Origin of the sequence: Pseudomonas sp. A0308 (assembly GCF_044218815.1) — a bacterium.
Classification (GTDB): domain Bacteria; phylum Pseudomonadota; class Gammaproteobacteria; order Pseudomonadales; family Pseudomonadaceae; genus Aquipseudomonas; species Aquipseudomonas iridis.
In genome coordinates this window covers 321,613-345,370 of sequence record NZ_CP162581.1, presented here as the reverse complement: position 1 = coordinate 345,370, position 23,758 = coordinate 321,613, and the positions used below count along the sequence as shown (strand labels likewise).

The following is a 23,758-nucleotide window of genomic DNA, read 5'->3' as shown; positions in this document are numbered from 1 at the left end:
GCAGCGTCTACACTCGCCGGACAGTCTTTTGTTTCGGGAGTGGCAGATGTCTGCAAGTGTTGCCCTGCGATTACCTTCCATTGATGGTTTGTTGCGTCACCCGGTGTGTCTGCCGCTGGCCGAGCGTTATGGGCGTGAGGCGTTGCTGACGAGTTTGCGACAGCTGCTGGATGAACTGCGCTCCAGTGTGTTGAGCGGGCAGTTGTCGGCGGTTGAAATCAGTCCTGAAGTGCTGGCCGGCCGGGTGGGCGAACGGCTTGTGCAGCAACAACGCAGCCAGGTTCGGCGGGTGTTCAACCTGACCGGCACGGTGTTGCACACCAATCTCGGCCGGGCGCTATTGCCTGAAGAAGCCATCGAAGCGGTACAAATGGCGGCGCGTTATCCGCTCAATCTGGAATTCGATCTGGCCAGCGGTAAACGCGGTGATCGTGATGATTTGATCGAAGGCCTGATCCGCGAACTGACCGGCGCCGAAGCCGTCACCGTGGTCAACAACAATGCCGCGGCGGTGCTGCTGACGCTGAACAGCCTCGGTGCACGCAAGGAAGGCATCATCTCGCGCGGCGAGTTGATCGAGATCGGCGGCGCTTTTCGCATCCCCGACATCATGGCCCGCGCCGGCGTGCGTTTGCACGAAGTCGGCACCACCAATCGCACTCATGCCCGTGATTACGAAGCAGCGATCAGCCCGCGCAGCGGTTTGATCATGCGTGTGCATGCAAGCAATTACAGCATTGAGGGTTTTACGGCCCGGGTGCCGACCGCCGAGTTGGCGGAGTTGGCGCATCGTCACGGGCTGCCGTTGTTGGAGGATCTGGGCAGCGGCAGTCTGCTGGATTTGACGCGCTGGGGTTTGCCGGCGGAACCGACGGTGCGACAGGCGCTGCTCGATGGTGCCGATATCGTCACCTTCAGCGGTGACAAGTTGCTCGGCGGCCCGCAGGCCGGATTGATTGTCGGAAGCAAAGCGCTGATCGCCAAGATCAAGAAGAACCCACTCAAGCGTGCATTGCGGGTCGACAAGTTGACCCTGGCGGCGCTGGAAGCCGTGCTGGGTTTGTATCGCGATCCGGATCGACTGGCCGAGCGATTGCCGAGTCTGCGCCTGTTGACCCGTGCGCAAGCCGACATTTTTGCGCAAGCGTCACGATTGCAACCGGCCATGGCTGACGTTTTGGGCGAGGTCTGGCGTGTGGGTGCCGTGCAGTCACTCGGCATGATCGGCAGTGGCAGCCAACCGGTGGCGCGCCTGCCCAGTGCGGCGCTGTGTTTGCGGCCGCAAGTGTCCAGGCGATTGCGCGGCCGTCATCTGCTCAACCTTGAAGCAGCGCTGCGTGCCTTGCCGATCCCGGTCCTCGGGCGCATCGATGACGACGCGTTGTGGCTGGATCTGCGCCAACTCGACGACGAGCCCGCATGGCTGGCGCAGTTGCCGCTCTTGCAGGTCGCGCAATGATTGTCGGCACGGCAGGGCACATCGACCACGGCAAAACCTCGTTGCTGCAAGCGCTGACCGGGCAAACCGGCGACCGCCGCCCGCAGGAACGCGAGCGCGGCATGACCATCGACCTCGGTTATCTGTATGCCGAGCTGGAACCGGGTGCCGGGCTGAGCGGTTTTATCGATGTACCCGGCCATGAAAAATTCACCCACAACATGCTTGCCGGCGCGCAGGGCATTGATCTGGTGTTGCTGGTAATCGCGGCGGATGACAGCGTGATGCCGCAAACCCGCGAACATCTGGCGATTGTCCAGTTGCTCGGCATTCCGCGTGCGGTGGTGGCGATCACCAAATGCGACCGGGTCGAAGCGGGCAGGGTGGAGGAAGTGCAGCGCCAGACGCTGGACTTGCTCGAAGCCGGGCCGTTTGCCGAGGCGCCGATTTTGGCTGTATCGAGCGTGAGCGGGCAGGGCATTGATGAATTGCGACAGATCTTGTTGCAGAGCCAACGTGAAGTGCTTGAACGCAGTCGTGACGGTGGTTTTCGTCTGGCCATCGATCGCGCCTTCAGCGTTGCCGGTGCGGGAATTGTGGTCACCGGCACGGCGCTATCGGGCGTGGTCGCGGTGGGCGACAAACTGCTTTTGGGGCCTGCCGGTAAAGCCGTAAGGGTTCGTGGTTTGCATGCGCAGAATCAGCCTTCCGAACACGGGGGCGCCGGGCAGCGCGTGGCATTGAATATCAGCGGCGATCGTCTGGCACTGGAGCAAATCCACCGCGGCCAATGGCTGCTGAGCGAGTGGCTGTACGCGCCAACGCAACGGGTCGATATCGAGTTTCAACTGTTGCCCGGCGAACGCCCCTTCGAGCACTTCCACCCGGCGCATCTGCACCTCGGCACTCAAGACGTGATCGCCCGCGTCGCCCTGCTCGAAGGCCCGCGCCTGAACCCCGGCGAACGCATGTTCGCGCAATTGCTGATCAACGCGCCGGTGCACGCGGTGAAGGGGGATCGGCTGATCCTGCGCGACCAAAGTGCGCAACGTACCCTCGGCGGCGGCCAAGTGCTCGACCCGTTCGCCCCGGTCCGCCAACGTCGCAGCCCCGAACGGCTGGCGCAACTTGAGGCCTTGGCGCGCAGTGAACGTTTTGAGCAGGTGCTGCCGGTGTTGCTCAATCACAGCGCCGGCGGCCTCGATCCGCAGCGGCTGGAGCGCCAGTTCAATCGTCCCCGCGAAGACTGGTCATTGCCGCAGAACGTCCGGTTGATCGATACACGCCAAGGGCCGGTGCTGTTCAACGTACAGCGCTGGGGTCAGCTGAAATTCACGCTGCTGGAACAACTGACGAAGTTTCATGAACTGGAGCCCGATCAGATGGGCCCGGATCGGGATCGTCTGCGGCGTTTCAGCGGGTTGGCGCTGGAGCGTTCTATTTTCGGCAGTCTGCTGGAGGAATTGCTCGGCGCCGGTTCGATCAACGCCAGCGGGCCGTGGCTGCACCTGCCGGATCATCAGGTGCGCTTGAATGCCGAAGACGAAACCTTGTGGCTTCAACTGCAACCGCTGTTCGAGCAGGCAGGATTCGATCCGCCGTGGGTGCGCGACATCGGAGGAGTTGTTGAGCAGGACGACGCCGTCGTCCGCTTGCTGCTGCGCAAACTCGCGCGCCTTGGGCTGATGCATCAAGTGGTGCGCGACCTGTTTATCAGCGACGCGATGCTGCAGCAAATGGTGGCCGTGTTGCTGCAACTGGCCAAGGAAAATCCGCAGATCCAAGTGACAACCTTCCGCGATGCGCTAGGCTTGGGACGCAAACGCTCAATTCAATACCTCGAATACTTCGATCGCCTCGGCCTGACCCGGCGCAGCGGCGAATCACGACAAATCCGTCACGACAACGCGTTGGCCATGGCGGACGCGCACTGAGTTCAAGGAAGGCAATCGCGCCCGGTGGCGCGGCCGGGCTTCAAACCCGGTTGGGGACGGCATCCGTTCCCGGGCAGGTTCGACTCCGGCTGCCTTCCGCCACTTTGCAAACACAAGATCGCAGCCTTCGCCAGCGCCTACCCTGTACCATCCGGCAATCCTGACAATGGACTGCCGGAGATCCGCTTGAAAAATCTAACCAGAAGCACCTTGCTGTTCTTCACCTTGTTGGTGTGTGTGAATGCTGCGGGATGGCTTTACTACGTGATCATGCACGGCACAGTGACACGTGGAATGCCAATGATCAGAACCACAGAACCGCTGCTGATTGGCGGGCGTTATGGTGATGAAAACAGCTATGTACTGCCGATGGGCACCACACTTTATGAAGATAAAAGCTACCCGGAAGGGTTCACGCGTTATCTGGTCTACTTCAACCACAAAGGCCCGATTGATCACGAAACGGTGACGATGGAGCCGAATTACGGCGGCTCGGTGGTTGTCCCGCAGTGGTTGGAAAGCATTGATGCCGTTACGTTGAACGACATTTTTAAACGTTTTCCTTTATCCAGGCGCGATGTTGCCGCGGCGGTCAAGGCCAATGACATTAGCCGGGATGATCTGATTGAGATTATCGCTGAGATGCCGGAGTGACGGATGAAGGCGTTTGTCGAACACCGGGGTTTCGACTGTCATTTCGCCGAACGCCAACGTGGTGCGCGAAGCGATGCTGACTGAGTCGGCGCCATCGCTGGCAAGCCAGCTCCCACAGGGATTTGGGATGTGCCCACCATTTTTGGTAACAGATAAAATTGTGGGAGCTGGCTTGCCAGCGATTTCAGTGCATCAGGCAACATTTCTATCAACTGAAGCACCGCTTTCGCGAGCAGGCTCGCTCCCACAGCTTGACCGCGTTATGACAACGGCGGGGTGCGTGGCGGGATCATGCGTTTACTGCCCGTCGATTCAAACGCCGCGGCCAGGCGCAGCAGGCTCGAGTCGTCGTAGGCGCGACCGGCGAAGGTCAGGCCGACCGGCATGCCGATGTCGGCCATGACGCCCATCGGCACGGTGACGGTGGGCACGCCCAGGTGGCGGATCGCGAGGTTGCCGTTGGCGACCCAGATGCCATTGCTCCAGGCGATGTCGGCGGACTCCGGGTTCACATCCGCATCCGCCGGGGCGACATCGGCGACGGTCGGGAACAACACGGCGTCGAGGCCCAGCTTATCCATCCAGTCCTCAAGATCGATGCGCCGGGTTTGTTCCAGGCCACGCAAGCCATCGGGAACAGTGGAGATTTCATTCCACGGCGTGATGCCACGCTCGGCCATGCGTACGTATTCGTCCATGCCGGCGACAAGGTCACCCTCACGGTTGGGCAGAGTGCCCGGCTCGTGCGGGAAGATTTTCGCACCGTCGACGTCGACCAGACGATTGAGCTTCGGGTCGCCGTTGGCTTGCAGGAAGTCGTCAAAAGCCCAGGCGGTCAGGTCCCACAGTTCATGGTGGAGGAACTCTTTGGACACCAGCCCACGGGTGAACACGGTCGGTGCGCCGGGGCGGTCGCCTTCGCAGTTGGAGACCAGCGGGAAGTCGGTTTCGATCACTTCGGCACCGGCGGCTTCCAGCGCCTGACGTGCCTGTTTCCACAGATCGATCACCGACGCGCGCGTGTTGATGCGTTGGCCGGTCGGGCCGCCGATGCCCGGCGCTTCGCTGGTGCCAGCGTCAGGGTCGGCGTTGATGAACATGCGCGGCACGGCGAAGCGCTTGCCGGCCAGCGCGGTGCGGTCGGCAGCCAGTTCGGCGTAAGCGGCAGGGCGTACGGTGCTGACACTCGGGATCGGCACCCAAGGTTGCAGGCGCCACAGATCGCCTCGGGTGTCAGGGTCTTCGGCAACGACGATGTCGAGGACTTCGAGCAAGTCAGCCATGGTGCGCGCGTAGGGCACCACGACATCCATGGTCGGGGTCAGCGGCCAGTTGCCGCGCACCGAGATCACACCGCGCGACGGCGTGTAGGCGCACAGGCCATTGTTCGAAGCAGGACCGCGCCCGCTCGACCAGGTTTCTTCCGCCAGGCCGAATGCAGCAAAACTTGCGGCCGTGGCGGTGCCAGCGCCATTGGACGAACCGGAAGCGAACGGTGCGGTGAGGAAGTCAGCGTTGTACGGGCTCTCGGCGCGGCCATAAACCCCGCGCTGCATGCCGCCATTGGCCATCGGCGGCATGTTGGTCTTGCCCAGGCAAATCGCCCCGGCACCGCGCAGACGCTCGATGGTAAACGCGTCGCGGTAAGCCACCAGATCAACAAAGGCCGGGCTGCCGGACGCGGCGGTCAGGCCCTTGACCAGATAACTGTCTTTGGCGGTGTAAGGAATGCCGTCGAGCGGGCTCAGGGTTTCGCCTTTGGCGCGGCGGGCGTCGGCGGCCCGCGCTTCGTTCAGCGCTTCGGGGTTGCGCACGACAACCGCGTTGAGCGCTGTCGCCGTGTCGGCGCCGTCGTAGGCATCGATGCGGGCGAGATAGGCCTGCACCAGCTCAAGCGACGTGGTCTGGCCGGACTCAAGCGCTGCGCGCAATTGGGCGATGGAAACTTCAGTGACTTCGATCATGCGTTCACCGCCGATTGCAGTTGAGCGTCATGGGTTTTTGAAGAGCTATTCATATCAGTTCTCGTGCACGGCTTTAGCGACAAGGTTAAGACTGGCGCCTATTTAACACCATGCCGGGCGCGGAGTAATCGGCTGGATGGTTTTTGTCCATCGATGCCTCCTTGGCGGGCCCATCAATCAAACAGGCAGACTGCAAGGCGGTGATCTAGGCTCAGCGCATTCCTAACGATGCGCTTGACAGGGAAACCACTATGGACGAGAAGCCGCTGATCGCTTTCAACAGTTCCAGAGCTTTGCTTGACGTCCTGATCCGTGCGGGGTTGATCGCCACGTTGGTGCTGTTCTGTTACGACATTTTCCATCCGTTTCTCAATGTGATGCTCTGGGCGCTGATCCTGGCCGTCACCCTGTACCCGTTGAACCGGATGCTCGGCGCAAAACTTGGTCAGCGCTACGGCTGGGCGGCGGTTATTTTGGTGTTGCTGGGATTGCTGATCCTGATGGTGCCGTTGAGTCTGCTGGGCGCCTCGGTGGCCGACTCGGTGAAGGGCGGGATGCAGGTGCTTGAAAGCGGCCAATTCGAGATCCCGCCGCCGCCGGCCAATGTCGAGAACTGGCCGCTGATCGGGCCACCGATTTTCGGCATCTGGCAGCACGCTTCGCAGGATCTGAGCTGGGCTTTCCAGGAACTGGCGCCGCACCTCAAGGATTGGGGCAAAGTGATGCTGCACCAAGCGGCCGGGGTGGGAGCGGGCATTGTGGTGTTCGTCGTAGCGCTGATCGTTGCCGGGCTGATCATGACCTACGGTGAAAGCGGCCATCGCACCGCCGTCGCCGTCACCACGCGGATTTCCGGGCCCGCGCGTGGGCAGCAGATTGCCCAATTGTGCACGGCGACCATTCGCGCCGTAGCTCAGGGCGTGGTGGGCATCGCTTTTATCCAGATGCTGCTGATCGGCGTCGCCCTGGTGATCATGGGCGTACCGGCGGCCGGCATATTAGCGCTATTGGTGCTGTTGCTGGGCATCACGCAATTGCCGGTGCTGTTGATCACGCTACCTGTGGTGATTTTTGTTTTTGCGCAGCAAGGCGTCAGCGTCGCGACGGTGATTTTCGCCGTGTGGATGGTGGTTGCCGGGCTTTCCGACAATGTGCTCAAACCGATGCTGTTGGGACGCGGCGTGGCCGTGCCGATGCCCGTCGTGTTGATCGGCGCCCTCGGCGGCATGGTGACCAGCGGGATTATCGGGTTGTTCACCGGGCCGGTGATTCTGGCGGTCGGTTATGCGTTGTTTATGGGTTGGGTGTATCAACCCGACGACGTCACCCAGGTGCTGGAATCGCCGCCAGAGCAAAATCTGTCCTGAATCACGCAGTGCTGAAGAGGTTGCAGCAGCCCGGGCAGGATTCTGCACCGGGCCACGTATGGTTCAGTTGATCCGTGGATGCTGTTGCACCAGGTTGTTGCGCTTGGCTTCCAGCTCGGCAATTTCGGCATCGATGTCTTCGATCTTCTGCTCGATATTGTCGTGATGTTCTTGCAGCAGCTCCTTCGCCTCTGCGAGGTCAGAGGCTGCGGGGGCGGCGCCACGCAACGGTTTGTTCGCCGTTTCCTTCATTGTCACGCCGGTGATCAGACCGACCACGGCAACCACCATCAGGTAGTACGCCGGCATGTACAGGTCGTTGGTGCTTTCCACCAGCCAGGCCACGACGGTCGGCGTCAGGCCGGCGATCAACACGGAAATGTTGAAGGACGCCGCCAGTGCACTGTAGCGAATGTGCGTCGGGAACATCGCTGGCAGGGTCGAGGCCATCACGCCGATAAAGAAATTCAGCAACACCGCCAGCATCAGCAGCCCGGCGAAGATCAGGCCGATTTTGCCGCTGTTGATCAGCATGAACGCCGGAATGGCAAGGACGAACAGGCCAATGCTGCCGATGACGATAAAGGGCTTGCGGCCGATCTTGTCGCTGACAAAACCAATCAGCGGCTGCACGAACAACATGCCGACCATGATCGCGATGATGATCAACACGCCACGGTTTTCGCTGTAGTGCAGGTTATGCGAGAGGTAACTCGGCATATAAGTGAGCAGCATGTAATAGGTGACGTTGGTCACCGCGACCACACCGACGCAGGTCATCAGGCTACGCCAGTGTTGGGTGGCGATTTCCTTGAACGACACTTTCGGCCCACGGGCCAGACCTTCGCGGTCGCCTTGTTCGAGTTTCTCCACGTGCTGCTGGAACGCTGGCGTTTCTTCGAGCGCATGACGCAAATACAGACCGATCATGCCCAATGGCAGGGCGAGGAAGAACGGCAGACGCCAGCCCCACTCGAGAAACTGCTCTTCGCCGATAATCGTCGAGATCATCACCACTACACCGGCCCCAAGGACGAAACCGGCAATCGAACCGAAGTCCAGCCAACTGCCGAGGAAGCCGCGCTTGCGGTCCGGCGCGTATTCGGCGACGAAGATCGAGGCACCGGTGTATTCGCCACCGACGGAAAAGCCTTGGGCCATTTTCGCCAGCAACAGCAGGATCGGCGCCCAGATACCTATGGAGTCATAGGAGGGGATCAGGCCAATGGCGAAGGTGCTGAGGGACATGATGACGATGGTCGCGGCGAGGACTTTCTGTCGTCCGTACTTGTCGCCCAACGCGCCGAAAAACAGACCGCCCAGCGGCCGGATCAGGAACGGCACGGAGAATGTCGCCAATGCCGCGATCATTTGTACGCCAGGATCGGCGCCGGGGAAGAAGATCTTGCCGAGCGCATAGGCGACAAAGCCGTAGACGCCAAAGTCGAACCATTCCATGGCATTGCCGAGTGCAGCGGCCGTAATGGCTTTGCGCATCTTGACGTCATCGACGATTGTGATGTCTTTCAGACCAATCGGTTTGACGCTGCTTTTACGTGATTTCATCCGGGTATTCTCTTTACTGATCCATCTTTTCGCGTCAATGCCATCTATTTGATGGCGCGTGCTTAATGGGTCTGATACATGAGGACACGAAATAATTCACCGCTCGCGGCTTTTTTTAATTTTCAAACACGAGATCAAAAGATCGCAGCTTCGTTTCACGCGACAGTTCCTACGGGGGGCAGTGTCCCGAGGGCTGTCGAAAGCTGCACTTCACATCAGACAAAAAACGTCTTTACGACCGATGCACCCGGCCACGGGCTCTACTTACGAATCGCCACGTACGATTTACCCAGATCACTGGCCCAGCCATCGAGCACCACTTTGACGTCGTCGGCGCTCAGCACCTGTTTGTCGTTTTCCAGCGGCACGCCGGTGCCCTTGCGCACGACTTCGGCCACCACTTCGCCGGTCGAACCGTCCTCGAAAGAGACTTCCGTGGCGATTTCACTGTCCTGATCGCGGATGCCGGTGGCGGTGCTCACGCCAGCCGCGACCAGTGTGACCGGCAGCCATTCATAAAATTGCAGGCCTTGGGTGCTGGCACTGACCCGGGTGATAGCCGGCCTGACGATCAGCGTATTCGGGCCGGGCGTGGACACCAGTTGCAGCACTTTGCCCAGTTCATGCCTGAGGGCTGCGTCGTAATACTCGGTCACCCCGGACAGCGTGCTCAGTGGAATCCGGTCAGTCGGCTCTGCGCTGGGATAGAACTGACTCGGCGCCAAATAGGCCTGGGTGTAACGACCTCTGACCAATGCCGGACTGACCCAACCCAATACGTCCTGACCCGAAGGCGACTTGTGCTCCTTCAATACGCTGTAGTCGTGCAGAAACCCGGTATGTTCGACCTTTTGGCTGCTGCAAGCCGACATGCTCAGGGACGCCGTGCACAAAATCGACATCAGGCAATGGCTTCTCATCAATGCGATTCCTTGTGCTTTGGCGGGGTGTCTTGCGAGCACTCGATGTGCAACTGGCCGTGGGTCATGATCCAGTGGATGAGGTCGGCGGCCGGGATCGAATGGGCGTACTCCACCCACTGGGCGTTGGTCGGGCTGAACTGTTCGAAGTAACGGCGCAGGACAATCCGGCTCTGATCACTGGACAATCCCAGGCAAAACTCCTGAAACAGGATGGGCGTATCGTGTGTCGGTGCTGTCGTGCGCTGGCTGAGGATCAACGGATATTGGGCGTTATGCCCCTCGGCGGTATACCTGCTGTGTAAGGCCTTCATGAACAACCCCCTGATTTGGAAAGGTGTGCAGGATGCATGACGGTTTTTGCCGGACGATGTCCGGTTGATGTCACTGGCGAAGGAATGTTGCTCGATTGAAATAAATGACCCGGACGCCAGAATGGTTTTAGATGCGCTCTTTTCTGGATTGAGGATCCTGTGCCCGTGAGCAGACTGCTGATCGTCGACGACGACGTGGAAATTCTGTCGCTGCTGAAGAAGTTCTTCGTCCAGCACGCCTATGAAGTCGATGTAGCGGCGGACGGCGAGGCGATGTGGGCGGCGATCGCGCAGCAGCGACCGGACACGATCATTCTCGACCTGATGCTGCCTGGGGAGGGCGGCTTGAGTCTGTGCCAGAAAGTGCGCGCGCAGATGGCCATTCCGATCATCATGCTCACCGCCATGGGCGAACTGAGCGACCGCATTGTCGGCCTGGAGCTGGGAGCGGATGACTACGTCACCAAGCCGTTTGCACCGCGTGAACTGCTGGCTCGTCTGCGTGCCGTGCAGCGCCGCGCGAGCGAACCGGCCAGTCAGCCGAGCGAACCGTCCCGGCCGGTGATTGCCTTCGCCGGTTGGCATCTGGATATCACCTGCCGCGAACTGCGCTCACCGCAAAACGTGATGATTCCGCTGTCCGGCGGCGAGTTCGACTTGCTGGTGGTGTTTCTTGAGCATCCGCAACGCATTCTGACTCGCGAGCAATTGATCGACCTGACCCATGGCCAGGGCCACGACGCGTTTGATCGCAGCATCGATGTGCAGGTCAGCCGGTTGCGGCGCAAGATTGAGCCCGACTGCAAGCGTCCAGACCTGATCCGCACCGTTCGCAACGGCGGTTATATGTTCACGGCCAAGGTCAGCCGCTCGTGATCCGCCGGATGCTGCGGCGCGACACCCTCAGTCGGCGGATTGCCCTGACTATCGTCGCGGCGATGCTGACGTCGCTGGCCCTTAATGCCTTGTTCGTGCAGGTCGCCGGGATCTGGGCGCGTCCGCCGATTGAGCGTACCGGTTTGCTGGAACAGATTGCCGCTACCGTGCGCGTGATCGAGGCCGCGCCAGTACCGTTGCGCCCGCAGTTGGCGGACGCGGCAAGCAGCCCGCGGCTGAAAGTGGCGTGGAAAGCGCAGCGCGCCGACTTCGGGCTGCCGGCGGGCGGCAATCCGGTTGAAGCGGGCAGGGTGCCGGTGCTGCAACTGCTGTTGGCCGATGGCCGAACCATGGAAGCCTTCAACCCCGACGACTGGCCGAGCCACAGCCCGCAGGCGCACTATGCCGCACTTGTGCAACTGGTCGATGGCAGTTGGTTGTCGTTCACCCCACCGGAACGGGTTTGGGGGCTGGAGGCGAGTACGCGGATTGCGGTGGTTATTGCCCTCGGCCTGATCGCTACCTTGCTGGTGGCCTGGATCGCCACGCGCCAACTGGCCAAACCCTTGCAGCGTTTCGCCAGCGCCGCGCGGCGTTTCGGGGGTGATCTGCGCGCACCGCCGATCAAAATCGAAGGCCCTGAGGAAATCCGCCAGGCGATCATCGCCTTCAACACCATGCAGGCGCAGATTCAGCATTTCATCGGCGAACGCACGCACATGCTCGCGTCCATCTCCCACGACTTGCGCGCACCGCTGACCCGCATGCGCTTGCGCAGCGAGTTCATGGAAGATCTGGATAACCAAGGCAAACAGATTCGTGACATCGAAGAAATGCAGTCGATGATCAACGCCGCGTTGGCGTTTTTTCGCGAGGACACCCACGGGGAACCCACCACGGCGTTTGACCTTGCCGAACTGCTGCAAACCATCATCGATGACTACCGTGACCAGAACATCGCCGTCGGTTACAGCGGCCCGGCACACTGGGTGTATGAGGGTCGGCCGCTTGGCATCAAACGAGTGATCGTCAACCTGCTGGAAAATGCCGAGAAGTACGCGCAACACCCGAGCATCGCCTTGAGCGGCGATGGCTACACGATCTGCATCGAGGTCAGCGACGAAGGGCCGGGGATTGCCGAAGAGTCGCTGGAGCGCGTGTTCGATCCGTTTTTACGCCTCGAAACCTCACGCAACCGCGAAACCGGCGGGGTCGGACTCGGGCTTTCCGCGGCGCGGGCCATCGTGCGTGAGCAGGGCGGGGAACTGACGTTGAGCAATCGCAGCGGTGGCGGGTTAGTGGCGCGGGTTGAGTTGCCGATTCAATGACCACGTCTTTAGCCGCTGTCAGGGGCACCGTTATCAGCGCCAGGACATTCCGTGGTTATACGAATTCGATGGGATCGCATTCCTAAGCTGGGCAGACGCGCATTATTCGACCTGCTGGAAAGCTGCGTGAAAAGCGATCTGTGGTTTATGGCCGCAGCCGTCGCCACGGACACACACTTTTTCACAAAGCCCTCCTGCCAACCATTCAATGGCAGAATCCCCTCAACTTGAAAGTTTTGGAGATCACTATGCTTCGTGCGTTTGAACGAAGACTCGACCCTTTTCCGCCTGACGAGGTACCACCGCCGCCCAACGGCCTGGCGCGTTTTCTGTGGGCCTGTACGCGAGGCGCGCGCGGTTACATTCTGCTGCTTGCGCTGCTGAGTGCCGCTGTGTCGATTTACGAAGCCTGGCTGTTTTCCTTCCTTGGGCAGGTCGTGGATCTGCTCTCGACCTGGCAGGCGGGCGGCGAAGCGGCCGCGCAGGAAAGTCGGGTGTTGTGGGGCATGGGCATTGTCATGGTGACCAGTGTCGGGCTGGTGGCGTTGCGCACCATGGTGCAGCACCAGATATTGGCGATTAACTTGCCGTTGCGCCTGCGTTGGGATTTCCATCGCCTGATGTTGCGGCAGAGCCTTTCGTTTTTTTCCGATGAGTTTTCCGGCCGGGTCACCACCAAGGTGATGCAAACCGCGCTGGCAGTGCGTGACGTGTTGTTTACCCTGATCGAGATCATTCCCGGGATCGGCGTGTATTTCATCGCGATCATCGCGCTGGCCGGTGGCTTCGCGCTGAAACTGATGCTGCCGTTCATTGGCTGGGCAGTGTTGTTCGCGCTGGCCATGTGGTACTTCGTGCCGCGGCTGGGCAAAGTCGGGCAGGAGCAAGCCAATGCGCGGTCAATGATGACCGGGCGTATCTCGGACGCCTACACCAACATCACGACGGTGAAGCTGTTCTCCCATTCCAATCGTGAAGCGCACTTCGCCCGTGCAGCGATGGAAGATTTCAAGCTGACCGGTTTTCGCCAGATGCGTCTCGTCAGCAGGTTCGAGATCGTCAACCAGGCCTTGGTGGTAGGGTTGATCATGTCCGCGGGTGGTTACGCCCTGTGGCTTTGGCACCAGGGCGATGTCGGCGCCGGTGCCGTGGCGGCAATCACTGCCATGGCGTTGCGCATCAACGGCATGTCGAACTGGATCATGTGGCAGATGACCTCGTTGTTCGAGAGCATTGGCACCGTGCAGGATGGCATGGCCACGCTGACGCAAGGCGCCAAGGTGCAGGACGCGCCGGATGCAGGTGTGCTGGTGACCAAGGGCGGCGCCGTTACTTTCGATAAGGTGCACTTCAACTACAACGGCGAACGCCAGGTGCTCGATGGCCTCAGCCTGAACATCCGCCCGGGTGAAAAAATCGGTCTGGTCGGCCGCTCCGGCGCCGGCAAATCCACGCTGATCAACTTGCTGCTGCGCTTCTATGACGTCGACAGCGGCGAGATTCGCATCGACGGGCAAAACATCGCGAAAGTGACCCAGGACAGTCTGCGCAGCGCCATCGGCATGGTTACCCAGGACACCTCGCTGCTGCATCGTTCGATTCGCGACAACATCGCCTACGGCCGTCCCGACGCCACCGATGCGCAAATCCGCAGCGCCGCCGCCAGCGCCCAGGCCGATGAGTTCATCAGTCAACTGAGCGACCGCCAAGGCCATAGCGGCTACGACACACTGGTCGGTGAGCGGGGCATCAAGCTGTCGGGCGGTCAACGGCAACGCGTCGCGATTGCCCGGGTAATGCTCAAGAACGCGCCGATCCTGCTGCTTGATGAAGCCACCAGCGCGCTGGATTCGGAAGTCGAAGTGGCCATTCAGGAAAGCCTCGATGACATGATGCAGGGCAAAACCGTGATTGCTATCGCCCATCGGCTGTCGACGATCGCGGCCATGGACCGGCTCATCGTGATGGATGACGGACGCATTATCGAACAGGGCACCCATAGCGAATTACTGGAGAGGAACGGCGTGTACGCGCGGCTTTGGCAACATCAAAGCGGCGGGTTTCTGGGTGAAGACAAGGGGTTGGTCGAGGCACTGGATCAGGCTTGAGATGCCAGGGCGCATGGCGCGGATATGTTGAATTCCGTCCATGCGCCCTCTATATGGGCCGACAGTAGCCCGTGGTTAACCAGAATTTTGGGCAGAGGTCGACCCATACCTGCCATTCACCAACGCCGGCTTTCGACTCAGCATCGCGGTCATTCCCCAGCAGGCAAACCTGTATCTGAACAGGGAAACTCCGAGAACGCCTGACAGTCTATGCTCCAAGACTTGACTCAACTGCTCAGGGTGCTGATGCATGAACTCTCTCTGGATCGCCCTGGCCATTTTCGGGTGCCTGGTTGCTGCTTCGCTTTTCATGATGAATGGGTACCCCAAGCTGGCGTCCCACCACCGGGATGACGAGACCAATACCGTCATTCGCCTGGTCGCCAACATTTTTGTGGTCATGACGTCGCTGGTCTTTGGTCTGATGATCAATTCTGCCAAAAACACCTACGAGTCCATAGATGCGAACTTCCATGGCTATGCAACCAGTCTGATTATTTTTGACCGGACGCTACGAGGCTATGGAGAGGCGACACAAGACACGCGCAACCGTCTGATCACCTATCTCGAGCGCGCTATCGAGACTCCGTATCGAGGTGATGAGGCCTTGCAGCATCGCGACAGCGAAGCGGCTAAATACCTGGATGACATAGGCAAGTCGTTGACCGGCATAAAGCCACCGGATCGCTTCCATGAAACGATGCTTCAGGATATCCGTCAGCAATATCATTCGCTCATCGAGCAACGCTGGAGGATCGTCGAGCAGTCAGAGGGGGCGATTCCGGGCCCTTTGATTGGGATGCTGGTTGCCTGGTTGACACTCATCTTCGCCAGTTTCGGATACCGCGCTCCCCGGAACTCGATGGTGATTGGAATGTTCATTGTCTCGTCATTGCTCATCGCGGCCTCTGTTTACCTCGTGCTGGACATGGATGTGCCATTTCACGGCCCTATCCAGATATCCGATCAGCCCCTGCGCAGGGCGCTCGCCGAAATGCAGCTCTAAGCGGTTTGTTGGGCGTTCGCATTCTGAGTCTCAGCTTTCGGCCACTCGTTACTACTCTGGCCCGGATGCCAATGCTCCAGCCGTTGCAGGTGGTGCGGCAGGAAGCAGTTGATCAGCGTCCGCAGCGTTTTAACGGTAATGGAACAACGACCCTGTAACTTCTCAATAAATCGAAATACGCTATCGTTGCTCGACTATTCAAGAAGGAACGCGGGTACATGGCCGACTCTTGTACGACTGAACGAAACAGTGCCTGGTCGGTGTTTCTGATCTTTCTGCGGCTCGGATTGACTTCATTCGGTGGTCCCATTGCTCACCTGGGCTACTTCCACCATGAGTTCGTCAGCCGGCGGCAATGGCTGACCGAGCGCAGCTATGCCGATTTGGTCGCGTTGTGTCAGTTTCTGCCGGGACCGGCGAGCAGTCAGGTCGGCATCGCTTTGGGCCTGTCCCGCGCAGGATATCGCGGTGCGCTCGCTGCTTGGGCCGGGTTCACGTTGCCGTCGGCGATGCTGATGATTTTGTTTGCGCTGGGCCTGTCCCGTTACGGCGCTGTTCTTTCGCCCGGCGCTCTGCACGGACTCAAAATCGTGGCTGTCGCGGTGGTTGCTCAAGCCGTGTGGGGAATGGCTCGAAACCTGTGCACGGACGTACCGCGAATTATCCTCATGGTGATTGCCGCGTGCGTCGCGTTGCTTGCGCCGTCTGCCTGGGGGCAGGTCAGCGTGATTGTCGTGGCTGGATGGGTGGGGCTGATGCTGTTCAAACCCGCGCAACGTGTCGAGCACGACGTGCTGTCTTTACCGGTCAGCCGCAGAGCCGGGGTGATGTGGCTGGCCTTGTTTCTTCTGTTGTTGGTGGGGCTACCGTTGTTGGCCGAACGGGTAACCGATCAAAGCCTGGCAATGGTCGATGCTTTCTACCGTTCCGGCTCCCTGGTATTCGGCGGCGGCCACGTGGTTCTGCCTCTTCTGCAAGCAGAAGTAGTGCCCTCCGGTTGGGTCAACAACGAAACGTTCCTCGCAGGATACGGTGCTGCGCAGGCTGTGCCGGGTCCGTTGTTTACGTTCGCGGCGTTTCTCGGCGCCTCCATGAGCTTCCCACCTTCAGGTTGGGCGGGCGCCATGATCTGCTTGCTGGCGATCTTTGCCCCAGCGTTTTTGTTGGTCGTCGGCGCCTTGCCTTTCTGGGAACATTTACGTCGCAGCGTGCGTGCACAAGCCGCTTTGGCCGGGGTGAACGCGGCCGTCGTTGGCCTGTTGCTGGCCGCGCTTTATCAACCTGTGTGGACCAGCGCGATTCTCAAGCCGCAAGACTTCGGCCTCGCACTGGTTGCCCTGATGGCGCTGATGGTGTGGAAGTTGCCGGCGTGGCTGGTTGTAATCGGCACGGGAGTGGCGGGGTGGGTGATGAGTGTCTTGGTATGAACCAGGTCACCTGCCAAGTAAGCGGTGTATCCCTCAAAGCCGATCTCAACGCATAAAAAATTTGAACCGCTCTTGGGCTCGCTCACCTAATGATTAGCTTGTGAATAATCACACAGGCAATGTGCCAATATCGGCACCCTCCGAGAGGTGATCAACGTGGCTAAAGACGAGAAGAAAAGCAAAGGTGACGCTTCGAAAGCCAGCAAGGACTTGAAAGACAAAAAATCATCACCGGCAAAAAAATCAGCGGCGGCTTCGACGCTTTCCAAATCCTCCGACAAGAAGGACAAAAAGAAAGACGCCGAACCCAAGAAGTCTGCAAAGAAGGCTGATAGCAAGCCAGAAAAGGCCAAGAAATCAGAGAAGTCTGATAAGCCTGCAAAGAAGAAAAAGTGACACCTGCAATCTGCTAGGGCTTTACGCCCTAGCTTTCCTCAAGCCGATGGCTTCACTTCAGGCCAGCGCCTCAACCCTGTGCACATCACCCAAGGAATCACGCTGCATCGACTGCAGGTTTTTCTCGATGGTTTCGCACAGCGCTTCCATCTGAATCTGGTGTTCACTGAGACGAAACGGGCTCTGTAGATCGGTGCCGATACGTTCGATGGCCAGCAGCATAAAGCCCACCACGGTCGAGGCGAGCGGGGTGTACCAACCCAGGGATTCCACCAGCCCCACTGGCACGATCAGGCAGAACAGAGAAATAAACAGCCGTGGGAAATACACATAAGGGTACGGCAGCGGCGTATTGGCGATCCGCTCCATTCCGCCTTGGCTGTTGGACAGATCGACCATGGTCGATTCCAGCCGCGCAAGGCGAATGCTGTCCAGTCGCCCGGCCTTGTATTCTTTCGCCAGCAGGGCGGCGGAACCGGTGAGGATGTCGTTGGCGAAGTTATTGGTGGTGCCGCTGCGGGCGAACTCGTCGGCAGGGATAAACGCGCGAATTTCTTCGGGGCAAGGCTCGCCTTGAAGATGCGCAGCGAGGCAATTCACATAGGCCACATGACGGCGCAGCAGGGTTGATTTGACCGGATTCACCTCGCTGCCGGTGTCGTCCAGCAGCGTCAGCACTTGCCGGGCGTAGCTGCGGGAACTGTTGATCATCATGCCCCACAGCGTTCGCGCCTCCCACCAACGGTTATAGGCACTGCTGTTGCGAAAGCTGATCAACACCACCAATGCTGAACCGAGCAATGTCAGGGGCATCAGCGGCAGGTTGATCTTGGCATTTAGAAACAACATGAAGTCTACGGTGACGGCGATATCCCAGAGCAATAGCCAAAACAGGGCCCAGCCGACATAGCCCATGGTTTTGATGATCAGACGGTATTTTTTGATGATGGCAGCTTTCAAACGGAAACCTCGAGGCGAGCGGTAAGCATTTACGCCCTAGCTCGGACGGTGTTTTCGGGGTAAAGGTTCGCTGATTGAAATACCTGTCGTCCATTCGTCCAGAACGCGGCACTCCTCAGAGCGGATCGCTTCTGAACTTCAAGCACGGACTTCCCGCGCCCCGGTTGGAGAGCCAGCATGGAAATTGATGAAAACGCGCCAGGCAACAAGTCTCAGCAGGAAGTGACACGCACCACAGACAACGAGACCGGACACGATCCGCGGCGCGATGAACCTGAGGTCCCGTTGCCAGCAGACGACGAAGCGCCGCTCGAGGAAGACATGAGCGATGTGGATGCGAATAACTCGGTATCAAGCGAGCATCCTTGATCAACATAATCGAGCCATAAAAAAACCGGCATTCCGCCGGTTTTTTTTGGTCTGCAATCGACCAATCAGAGCGCAGCTTTCACCTGCAAGCCAAACACCAGCGCATTGTCGATGTCTTGGCCGGAAAAAGCGCCCGGCTCGATGATGTACTGCATATTCGGCCGCAAGGTCAGCCAGGGCGTGGCCTGATAACCGTAACCGAGTTCGATCAACTGTTCGGCGCTGTCCAGATTCGGGAACGCTGTGCCGTTGTTGAGTGCGGCGTCTTGTTGCACATCGCGACTGCGCGGGTTGGGCACAGCGCGGCCATACCCAAGGGCAACGGTATCACGCGGCCGGCCTTCGAACGGTTTGTACAGGACCACGCCCGTGCCATACCACTTGCTGAACGGCGAGGCGGCGGTGCTGGCTGCCGAATATTGGCCGAAGGCGTGCAGGCTGCGACCTTCGGACGCCTGCGAGCGCCACACCGCCTGATCGACCAGCAAGTAATGACCACCGCGACCGGACACTTCCTTGTCGCTGTCGATGCGTTTTACATCGGAGCTGTCGTAGTAGTAACCAACCTTGTATTCACCCGGCAAGTCACCTGCGCGCTTGTACACCAACTCGATCGGCACCACGGTGCCCGTGGTGTGTTTCGGGCCAAGATGCCAGGCACGGCTGGCGTCACCGTTGCTCTCGGGGTCGACATTGAATGCCGCCACACGCAGTTGCCACGATGGCGACAGGTCATATTTCACCCGCACACCCAACCGGGCGTTGGGGTAGTTGGTCCAGCCGCTGCCGCCGGACATGTTCAGCGGGTGGCCGCAGAAACCGGCGTTCATGAAGTTGCAGAGAATGCCACTGTCCAGCCCGCCGAGGTCGTTGCCCATGGCCATGTAGCCGAGTTTGACGTTCAGCGCCGGGGTAAACAGTGAGCGTTCGTAGCTCAACTCGGTCAGACGTGTGTAGAGGCCACCGTAGTTTTCCTGGATTGGCAGACGGTTGCCGACCAGATCTTCAGAGGCGCTATTGCCGCGACGGTCGTTGATGGTCAGTTGGACCTTGCCGGCGTTGTCCACGCCGTACAGTTTGCTCAGGTCGAACTGCACACCCAGCTTGATGTTCTGCGAGTAACGCGCCGAACGATGCAGCCCACCGTCGGCGTTGTAGGCCGTCTCGCCGCTGTAATCGCCGGTGAACTTGATGCCGTCTTCGTCCATCTGGTGGCGCAGGCCGCCCCAATCGCCAGTCAGGGTGTTGCGGGTCAAGAGGTTCGAACCGGTATCGGCGAAGGCGGGCAGGGCGGTGCTGCAGGTCAGCCCCAACAGCACGCCATTGAGCCAGCCGATATGAGAAAAACGAAACATGGAAATCTTCCTGGTGAAATCTTCAGCGATAGGCATAAAGCGGCGCGGCACCCGAAGGTGCCGCGCACAAGTGCAATGAAGTGGCTCGCAGATGTTTACGGCAGCGCGTAAGCCATCACGTAATCGCCACGATCGGTCGACTGACGAGCACCACCGGCGGTGACAACGATGAACTGCTTGCCGGTCTTCGGCGAAACGTAAGTCATCGGACCGCCCTGGCTGCCCACAGGCAGACGCGCCTTCCAGATTTCTTCACCGTTGCCGCTGTTGAAGGCGCGCAGGTAGAAGTCCTGAGTACCGGCGATAAAGATCAGGCCACCTTGAGTCGACAGCGTGCCGCCGAGGGTTGGCAGACCGACCTTGATCGGCAGGTGCATGCGTATACCCAACGGGCCCGTGTCTTCAACGGTGCCGACCGGTACTTGCCAGGCGACTTTCTGGGTTTTCATATCGATGGCGGTCAGCGTACCGAACGGCGGCGCCTGGCAAGGAATACCGGCGACCGACAGAAAGCGGTTTTTGTTCACCGCGTAAGGCGTGCCCTTGAGCGGCACGGCGCCCATGCCGGTGTTCAGTGATTCGCCGCCGGAAGCGGCCTGAGCCTTGTTCTGCGACGGGATCATCTGAATCCACAGACCCAGGCGCATGTCGTTGACGAAGATGAAGCCATGCACCGGATCGGTGGAGATGCTGCCCCAGTTCATGCCGCCCAGCGAACCCGGGAAGCTCAGTGACTTGTCGGTGCCCGGCGCGGTGTACAAACCGTCATAGCGCATCGACTTGAAATCGATACGGCACAACAGTTGGTCGTACGGCGTCGCGCCCCACATGTCCGATTCGGTCAGGTGCTGCGCACCGATCTGCGGCATGCCTACCGATTTTGGCTGGGTTGGCGAGTACGGCTCGTTAGGGATGTTGGCCGCTTTGACCGGCACTTCTTCAACGTTGGTCAGCGGTTTGCCGGTGGCGCGATCCAACACATAAATCTGACCAGCCTTGGTACCGATGACCAGCGCCGGAACGGTTTTGCCGTCCTTGGTGAAGTCGATCAGGCTCGGCTGCATCGGCAGGTCGAAGTCCCAGAGATCGTTGTGAACGGTCTGGAACACCCACTTTTCTTCACCACTGTTGGCGTCCAGCGCGAGGATCGATGCACCGTAGGTGTGATCCAGTTTGCTGCGCTCGACACCGTAGATGTCGGTGGAAGAACTGCCCATCGGCAGGAATACGGTGTTGGTCGCCGCGTCGTAAGACATCGGCGCCCAGCTGTTCGGCGTGCTGCGCACATAGGTGCTGCCTTCGGCTGGTGCGTTGCGATCCTGCGGGTTGCCCGGATCGAATGCCCAGCGCATGGCGCCAGTCATCACATCGAACCCACGGATCACACCGCCCGGCATGTCGGTTTGCACGTTGTCGGCCACACGACCGCCAACGACGACGGTGGTCCCGGCCATCAGCGGTGCGGAGGACAGCTGATAGTAGCTGTCCGGGACATTGCCCAGACCGGCCTTGAGATCAACCTGGCCGTTGTTGCCAAAACCCCGGCAGAACTCGCCGGTGTCGGCATCCACAGCAATGAGGCGTGCGTCGATGGTGTTGGTCAGCAAACGGCGCTGGCAGTGGGCAGGGAGGGCGGCGGCAGTGTCCTGAGCGACCGGCGAGTTTTCTGGCTTGGCGACTGCCGCCGTGGCGTCGAAGTAAGCCATGCCACGGCAACGCTGCCAGACTTTCGACTGGGCGTTGATCGAGTTTTTCCAGATTTCCTTGCCAGTGTCGGCATCCAGCGCGATCAGATTGTTGTGCGGGGTGCAGATGAACACTTTGTTGCCGACCTGCAGCGGGGTGAGCTGGTCTTCGGCACCGTTGCCATCGCTCTCGGCGACGTCACCGGTGTGGTAAGTCCATGCGACCTGCAATTTGTCGACGTTGGTACGGTTGATCTGGTCCAGCGCGGCGAAGCGGCTGCCGCCTTCGGTATTACCGTAGTGAGCCCAGTCTTTCTGTGCTTTTTCTGGCTCCACGGGGGTGAGCCCCGGGCCAGTGCCGGTCGCTGCGACGGTAGGGTGGGCGACGAACATGTTGCCGGCGGCAACGGCCAGTGCCACCGCCAATACGGCGGCAACGCCATAAGCGCCACGACCAGGCACGCCACCGTTGGCACGCGTCAGCAGGGGGTAGACCAACGTAACGGCCAGGCCGACCGCGCCGAACATGAACAGACGCGAGAACAACGGCCAGAACACCAGGCCCACGTCGCTGACCGCCCAGATAGCGGTTGCGAGCAGGAACGCTGCGAACAACCAGGCACCGGCCGGCTTGTAGCGCGCGATAAGAACACCGGCGATGGCCATCGCCACACCGCCGACCAGGAAGTACCACGAACCACCGAGGCCGACCAACTTCACGCCCCCGGCCGCCAGCGCCAGACCGAGCAGGGCGATGATCACACCCAGCCCGATCAGAATGAATTTTGATACGCCAGAGACGCGTTGACTTTGCTTCACGTTGAGAGCCCCGTTGAAATGAGGCGCCTATTATATAGTTAGGTAACTACCTAGTTAAAACACAATTTCACGCTTCAAGCGTAGTTCGTCCTTGAATCAAGCGCTCCATCGGAAGGTTCGGACCTCGTTAAGCGTTTGTTCCGTTTGGCCAAATGCTGTCGACAGGCGCAGAATCGGCGGTGAGCGCCGCCCGTCGCAGGCGCGCCATGAAAATTGCAATTATTCCTTTCGACCGCGTTTCAGATCATTGTGGAATGCCTGCACCGGTGCCGATCCTGGCGCAGGCGTGAGGTGTTCCAACTTGGAAAAATCAGGAGGATCAATGTCACAACCTGTTGCGTCTGCAAGGCCGACTCAACCGCCAAACCGACGCTGGATGGGCATGATGTTTTGGCTGGTACTGGCAGGAGTGGCGGTGCTGTTGCTGGTCAGCGGCTACGGTGCTTTGGTGAATGCCAACCGCGATAACTTGCAACTCGCCGTACTGGGCGGACTTTCCGGATTTGGTGCAACCGCACTGGGCGCCGTAGCGGCCATTGCGCTGCGCGACATCGCCGCTCGCACGCAGGACATCATGCTCGGCTTCGCCGCCGGCATGATGCTCGCCGCCAGTTCGTTTTCATTGATTCTTCCCGGTATCGAAGCTGCTCGGGAGCTTAGCGGCAGCCCATTGCTGGCTGCCGGCATCGTCGTGCTGGGATTTGGCCTGGGGGTGGCGTTGATGATCGGACTCGACCGATTCGTCCCTCACGAACATACCGAGAGTGGACGGCGCGGGCCTCAAGTCGAGCGCATCAATCGGGTCTGGTTGTTCGTCTTGGCGATTACCTTGCACAACTTGCCGGAAGGCATGGCCATCGGCGTCAGTTTCGCCAATGGCGACATGCAGGTCGGCCTGCCCCTGACAACAGCCATTGCCATTCAGGACATTCCCGAAGGCCTGGCGGTGGCTCTGGCCTTGCGGGTGACCGGTATTTCAGCGCTGCGCGCGGCGATGATTGCCATCGCATCGGGCTTGATGGAGCCGATCGGCGCGGTCGTCGGTCTGGGCATTTCCAGCAGCTTCGCCCTCGGTTATCCGATTGCGCTGGGGCTTGCCGCTGGCGCGATGATTTTCGTGGTGTCCCACGAAGTGATTCCCGAAACGCACCGCAATGGCCACGAAACACCGGCGACGCTGGGGCTGATGCTCGGGTTCGGCGTGATGATGTTTCTCGACACGGCGCTGGGCTAATCGCTCATCGTCTTGTCAAAACGATGGTCAACAAAGGA

Annotated in this window: 19 protein-coding genes and 1 tRNA gene; 13 read left to right on the top strand and 7 right to left on the bottom strand. The window is 59.8% G+C overall.

Translation table 11 applies throughout. The annotated features are described in order from the left end of the window. The first annotated feature begins 46 nt into the window (after positions 1-46). From selA to AB4P92_RS01605, 4 genes are all read left to right on the top strand, one after another. Complete coding sequence (selA, locus tag AB4P92_RS01620; RefSeq protein ID WP_395598716.1) at positions 47-1,459, top strand: L-seryl-tRNA(Sec) selenium transferase; 1,413 nt, start codon at positions 47-49, stop codon at positions 1,457-1,459. Then, on the top strand, positions 1,456-3,372 hold the full coding sequence (gene selB / locus AB4P92_RS01615) for a selenocysteine-specific translation elongation factor (RefSeq protein WP_395599645.1): 1,917 nt from the start codon (positions 1,456-1,458) through the stop codon (positions 3,370-3,372). Before selA ends, selB begins: the two co-directional genes overlap by 4 nt. Before the next feature lie 6 nt (positions 3,373-3,378). Then, positions 3,379-3,474: transfer RNA gene (locus AB4P92_RS01610), tRNA-Sec, on the top strand. Between the two features lie 84 nt (positions 3,475-3,558). Beyond that, a complete protein-coding gene (locus AB4P92_RS01605; RefSeq protein WP_395598715.1) occupies positions 3,559-4,026 on the top strand; it encodes a hypothetical protein in 468 nt (155 codons plus the stop codon). Between the two features lie 260 nt (positions 4,027-4,286). Here the strand turns inward: AB4P92_RS01605 and AB4P92_RS01600 are convergent, their stop codons facing one another. Next, complete coding sequence (locus tag AB4P92_RS01600; protein WP_047301041.1) at positions 4,287-5,990, bottom strand: amidase; 1,704 nt, start codon at positions 5,988-5,990, stop codon at positions 4,287-4,289. A gap of 251 nt (positions 5,991-6,241) precedes the next feature. Between AB4P92_RS01600 and AB4P92_RS01595 the strand changes: the two genes are divergently transcribed. Beyond that, positions 6,242-7,357, top strand: coding sequence for an AI-2E family transporter (locus tag AB4P92_RS01595; protein WP_115148024.1), 1,116 nt, complete (start codon positions 6,242-6,244; stop codon positions 7,355-7,357). Between the two features lie 63 nt (positions 7,358-7,420). On the opposite strand, the gene proP is transcribed toward AB4P92_RS01595, so the two are convergent. The 3 genes from proP to AB4P92_RS01580 all read right to left on the bottom strand — a co-directional run bounded on the left by proP (position 7,421) and on the right by AB4P92_RS01580 (position 10,157). Next, positions 7,421-8,923 (bottom strand): glycine betaine/L-proline transporter ProP, encoded by a 1,503-nt coding sequence (gene proP / locus AB4P92_RS01590; RefSeq protein ID WP_395598714.1) that lies wholly within the window; start codon positions 8,921-8,923, stop codon positions 7,421-7,423. Positions 8,924-9,183: 260 nt separating this feature from the next. Beyond that, entirely contained in the window at positions 9,184-9,843 is a 660-nt protein-coding gene (locus AB4P92_RS01585; protein ID WP_181818534.1) for a DUF3313 domain-containing protein, read from the bottom strand. Then, entirely contained in the window at positions 9,843-10,157 is a 315-nt protein-coding gene (locus AB4P92_RS01580; RefSeq protein ID WP_042559089.1) for a hypothetical protein, read from the bottom strand. Before AB4P92_RS01580 ends, AB4P92_RS01585 begins: the two co-directional genes overlap by 1 nt. A 165-nt stretch (positions 10,158-10,322) precedes the next feature. Here AB4P92_RS01580 and AB4P92_RS01575 point away from each other — a divergent pair, with 165 nt between their 5' ends. The 6 genes from AB4P92_RS01575 (at position 10,323) to AB4P92_RS01550 (ending at position 17,298) form a co-directional block, all read left to right on the top strand. After that, complete coding sequence (locus AB4P92_RS01575; RefSeq protein ID WP_395598713.1) at positions 10,323-11,033, top strand: response regulator; 711 nt, start codon at positions 10,323-10,325, stop codon at positions 11,031-11,033. Next, positions 11,030-12,361 carry an ATP-binding protein gene (locus AB4P92_RS01570; protein WP_200614280.1) on the top strand — a complete coding sequence of 444 codons (1,332 nt, stop codon included), beginning with the start codon at positions 11,030-11,032 and terminating at the stop codon, positions 12,359-12,361. Before AB4P92_RS01575 ends, AB4P92_RS01570 begins: the two co-directional genes overlap by 4 nt. Before the next feature lie 248 nt (positions 12,362-12,609). Next, positions 12,610-14,469, top strand: a complete 1,860-nt coding sequence (locus AB4P92_RS01565; protein WP_042562058.1) for an ABC transporter ATP-binding protein — start codon at positions 12,610-12,612, stop codon at positions 14,467-14,469. A gap of 250 nt (positions 14,470-14,719) precedes the next feature. Beyond that, positions 14,720-15,475, top strand: coding sequence for a hypothetical protein (locus tag AB4P92_RS01560; RefSeq protein WP_395598712.1), 756 nt, complete (start codon positions 14,720-14,722; stop codon positions 15,473-15,475). 218 nt (positions 15,476-15,693) lie between these two features. After that, entirely contained in the window at positions 15,694-16,902 is a 1,209-nt protein-coding gene (chrA, locus tag AB4P92_RS01555) for a chromate efflux transporter (protein ID WP_395598711.1), read from the top strand. Between the two features lie 147 nt (positions 16,903-17,049). Beyond that, positions 17,050-17,298, top strand: coding sequence for a hypothetical protein (locus AB4P92_RS01550; protein ID WP_042559094.1), 249 nt, complete (start codon positions 17,050-17,052; stop codon positions 17,296-17,298). 57 nt (positions 17,299-17,355) lie between these two features. Here AB4P92_RS01550 and AB4P92_RS01545 read toward each other — a convergent pair whose 3' ends face one another. Then, positions 17,356-18,258: a bestrophin family protein gene (locus AB4P92_RS01545; RefSeq protein WP_395598710.1), complete on the bottom strand. Its 903-nt coding sequence runs from the start codon at positions 18,256-18,258 to the stop codon at positions 17,356-17,358. A 177-nt stretch (positions 18,259-18,435) separates the two neighbouring features. Between AB4P92_RS01545 and AB4P92_RS01540 the strand changes: the two genes are divergently transcribed. After that, positions 18,436-18,627, top strand: coding sequence for a hypothetical protein (locus AB4P92_RS01540; RefSeq protein WP_042559096.1), 192 nt, complete (start codon positions 18,436-18,438; stop codon positions 18,625-18,627). Between the two features lie 65 nt (positions 18,628-18,692). On the opposite strand, the gene AB4P92_RS01535 is transcribed toward AB4P92_RS01540, so the two are convergent. Together AB4P92_RS01535 and AB4P92_RS01530 are read right to left on the bottom strand one after the other, a co-directional pair. Next, positions 18,693-19,982 (bottom strand): carbohydrate porin, encoded by a 1,290-nt coding sequence (locus AB4P92_RS01535; RefSeq protein WP_395598709.1) that lies wholly within the window; start codon positions 19,980-19,982, stop codon positions 18,693-18,695. Between the two features lie 95 nt (positions 19,983-20,077). Then, complete coding sequence (locus AB4P92_RS01530) at positions 20,078-22,486, bottom strand: glucose/quinate/shikimate family membrane-bound PQQ-dependent dehydrogenase (protein ID WP_210624356.1); 2,409 nt, start codon at positions 22,484-22,486, stop codon at positions 20,078-20,080. A 322-nt stretch (positions 22,487-22,808) separates the two neighbouring features. On the opposite strand from AB4P92_RS01530, the gene AB4P92_RS01525 reads away from it, so the two are divergent. Further along, a complete protein-coding gene (locus AB4P92_RS01525) occupies positions 22,809-23,720 on the top strand; it encodes a ZIP family metal transporter (RefSeq protein ID WP_395598708.1) in 912 nt (303 codons plus the stop codon). Positions 23,721-23,758: the final 38 nt, after the last annotated feature.

Excerpts from the sequence above, each read along its gene's own strand:
- AB4P92_RS01535 (WP_395598709.1), bottom strand. The coding sequence starts at position 19,982 with ATGTTTCGTTTTTCTCATATCGGCTGGCTCAATGGCGTGCTGTTGGGG.
- proP (WP_395598714.1), bottom strand. The coding sequence starts at position 8,923 with ATGAAATCACGTAAAAGCAGCGTCAAACCGATTGGTCTGAAAGACATC.
- AB4P92_RS01540 (WP_042559096.1), top strand. The coding sequence starts at position 18,436 with ATGGAAATTGATGAAAACGCGCCAGGCAACAAGTCTCAGCAGGAAGTG.
- AB4P92_RS01560 (WP_395598712.1), top strand. The coding sequence starts at position 14,720 with ATGAACTCTCTCTGGATCGCCCTGGCCATTTTCGGGTGCCTGGTTGCT.
- AB4P92_RS01580 (WP_042559089.1), bottom strand. The coding sequence starts at position 10,157 with ATGAAGGCCTTACACAGCAGGTATACCGCCGAGGGGCATAACGCCCAA.
- chrA (WP_395598711.1), top strand. The coding sequence starts at position 15,694 with ATGGCCGACTCTTGTACGACTGAACGAAACAGTGCCTGGTCGGTGTTT.
- AB4P92_RS01585 (WP_181818534.1), bottom strand. The coding sequence starts at position 9,843 with ATGAGAAGCCATTGCCTGATGTCGATTTTGTGCACGGCGTCCCTGAGC.
- selA (WP_395598716.1), top strand. The coding sequence starts at position 47 with ATGTCTGCAAGTGTTGCCCTGCGATTACCTTCCATTGATGGTTTGTTG.
- AB4P92_RS01525 (WP_395598708.1), top strand. The coding sequence starts at position 22,809 with ATGTCACAACCTGTTGCGTCTGCAAGGCCGACTCAACCGCCAAACCGA.
- AB4P92_RS01600 (WP_047301041.1), bottom strand. The coding sequence starts at position 5,990 with ATGATCGAAGTCACTGAAGTTTCCATCGCCCAATTGCGCGCAGCGCTT.
- AB4P92_RS01595 (WP_115148024.1), top strand. The coding sequence starts at position 6,242 with ATGGACGAGAAGCCGCTGATCGCTTTCAACAGTTCCAGAGCTTTGCTT.
- selB (WP_395599645.1), top strand. The coding sequence starts at position 1,456 with ATGATTGTCGGCACGGCAGGGCACATCGACCACGGCAAAACCTCGTTG.
- AB4P92_RS01565 (WP_042562058.1), top strand. The coding sequence starts at position 12,610 with ATGCTTCGTGCGTTTGAACGAAGACTCGACCCTTTTCCGCCTGACGAG.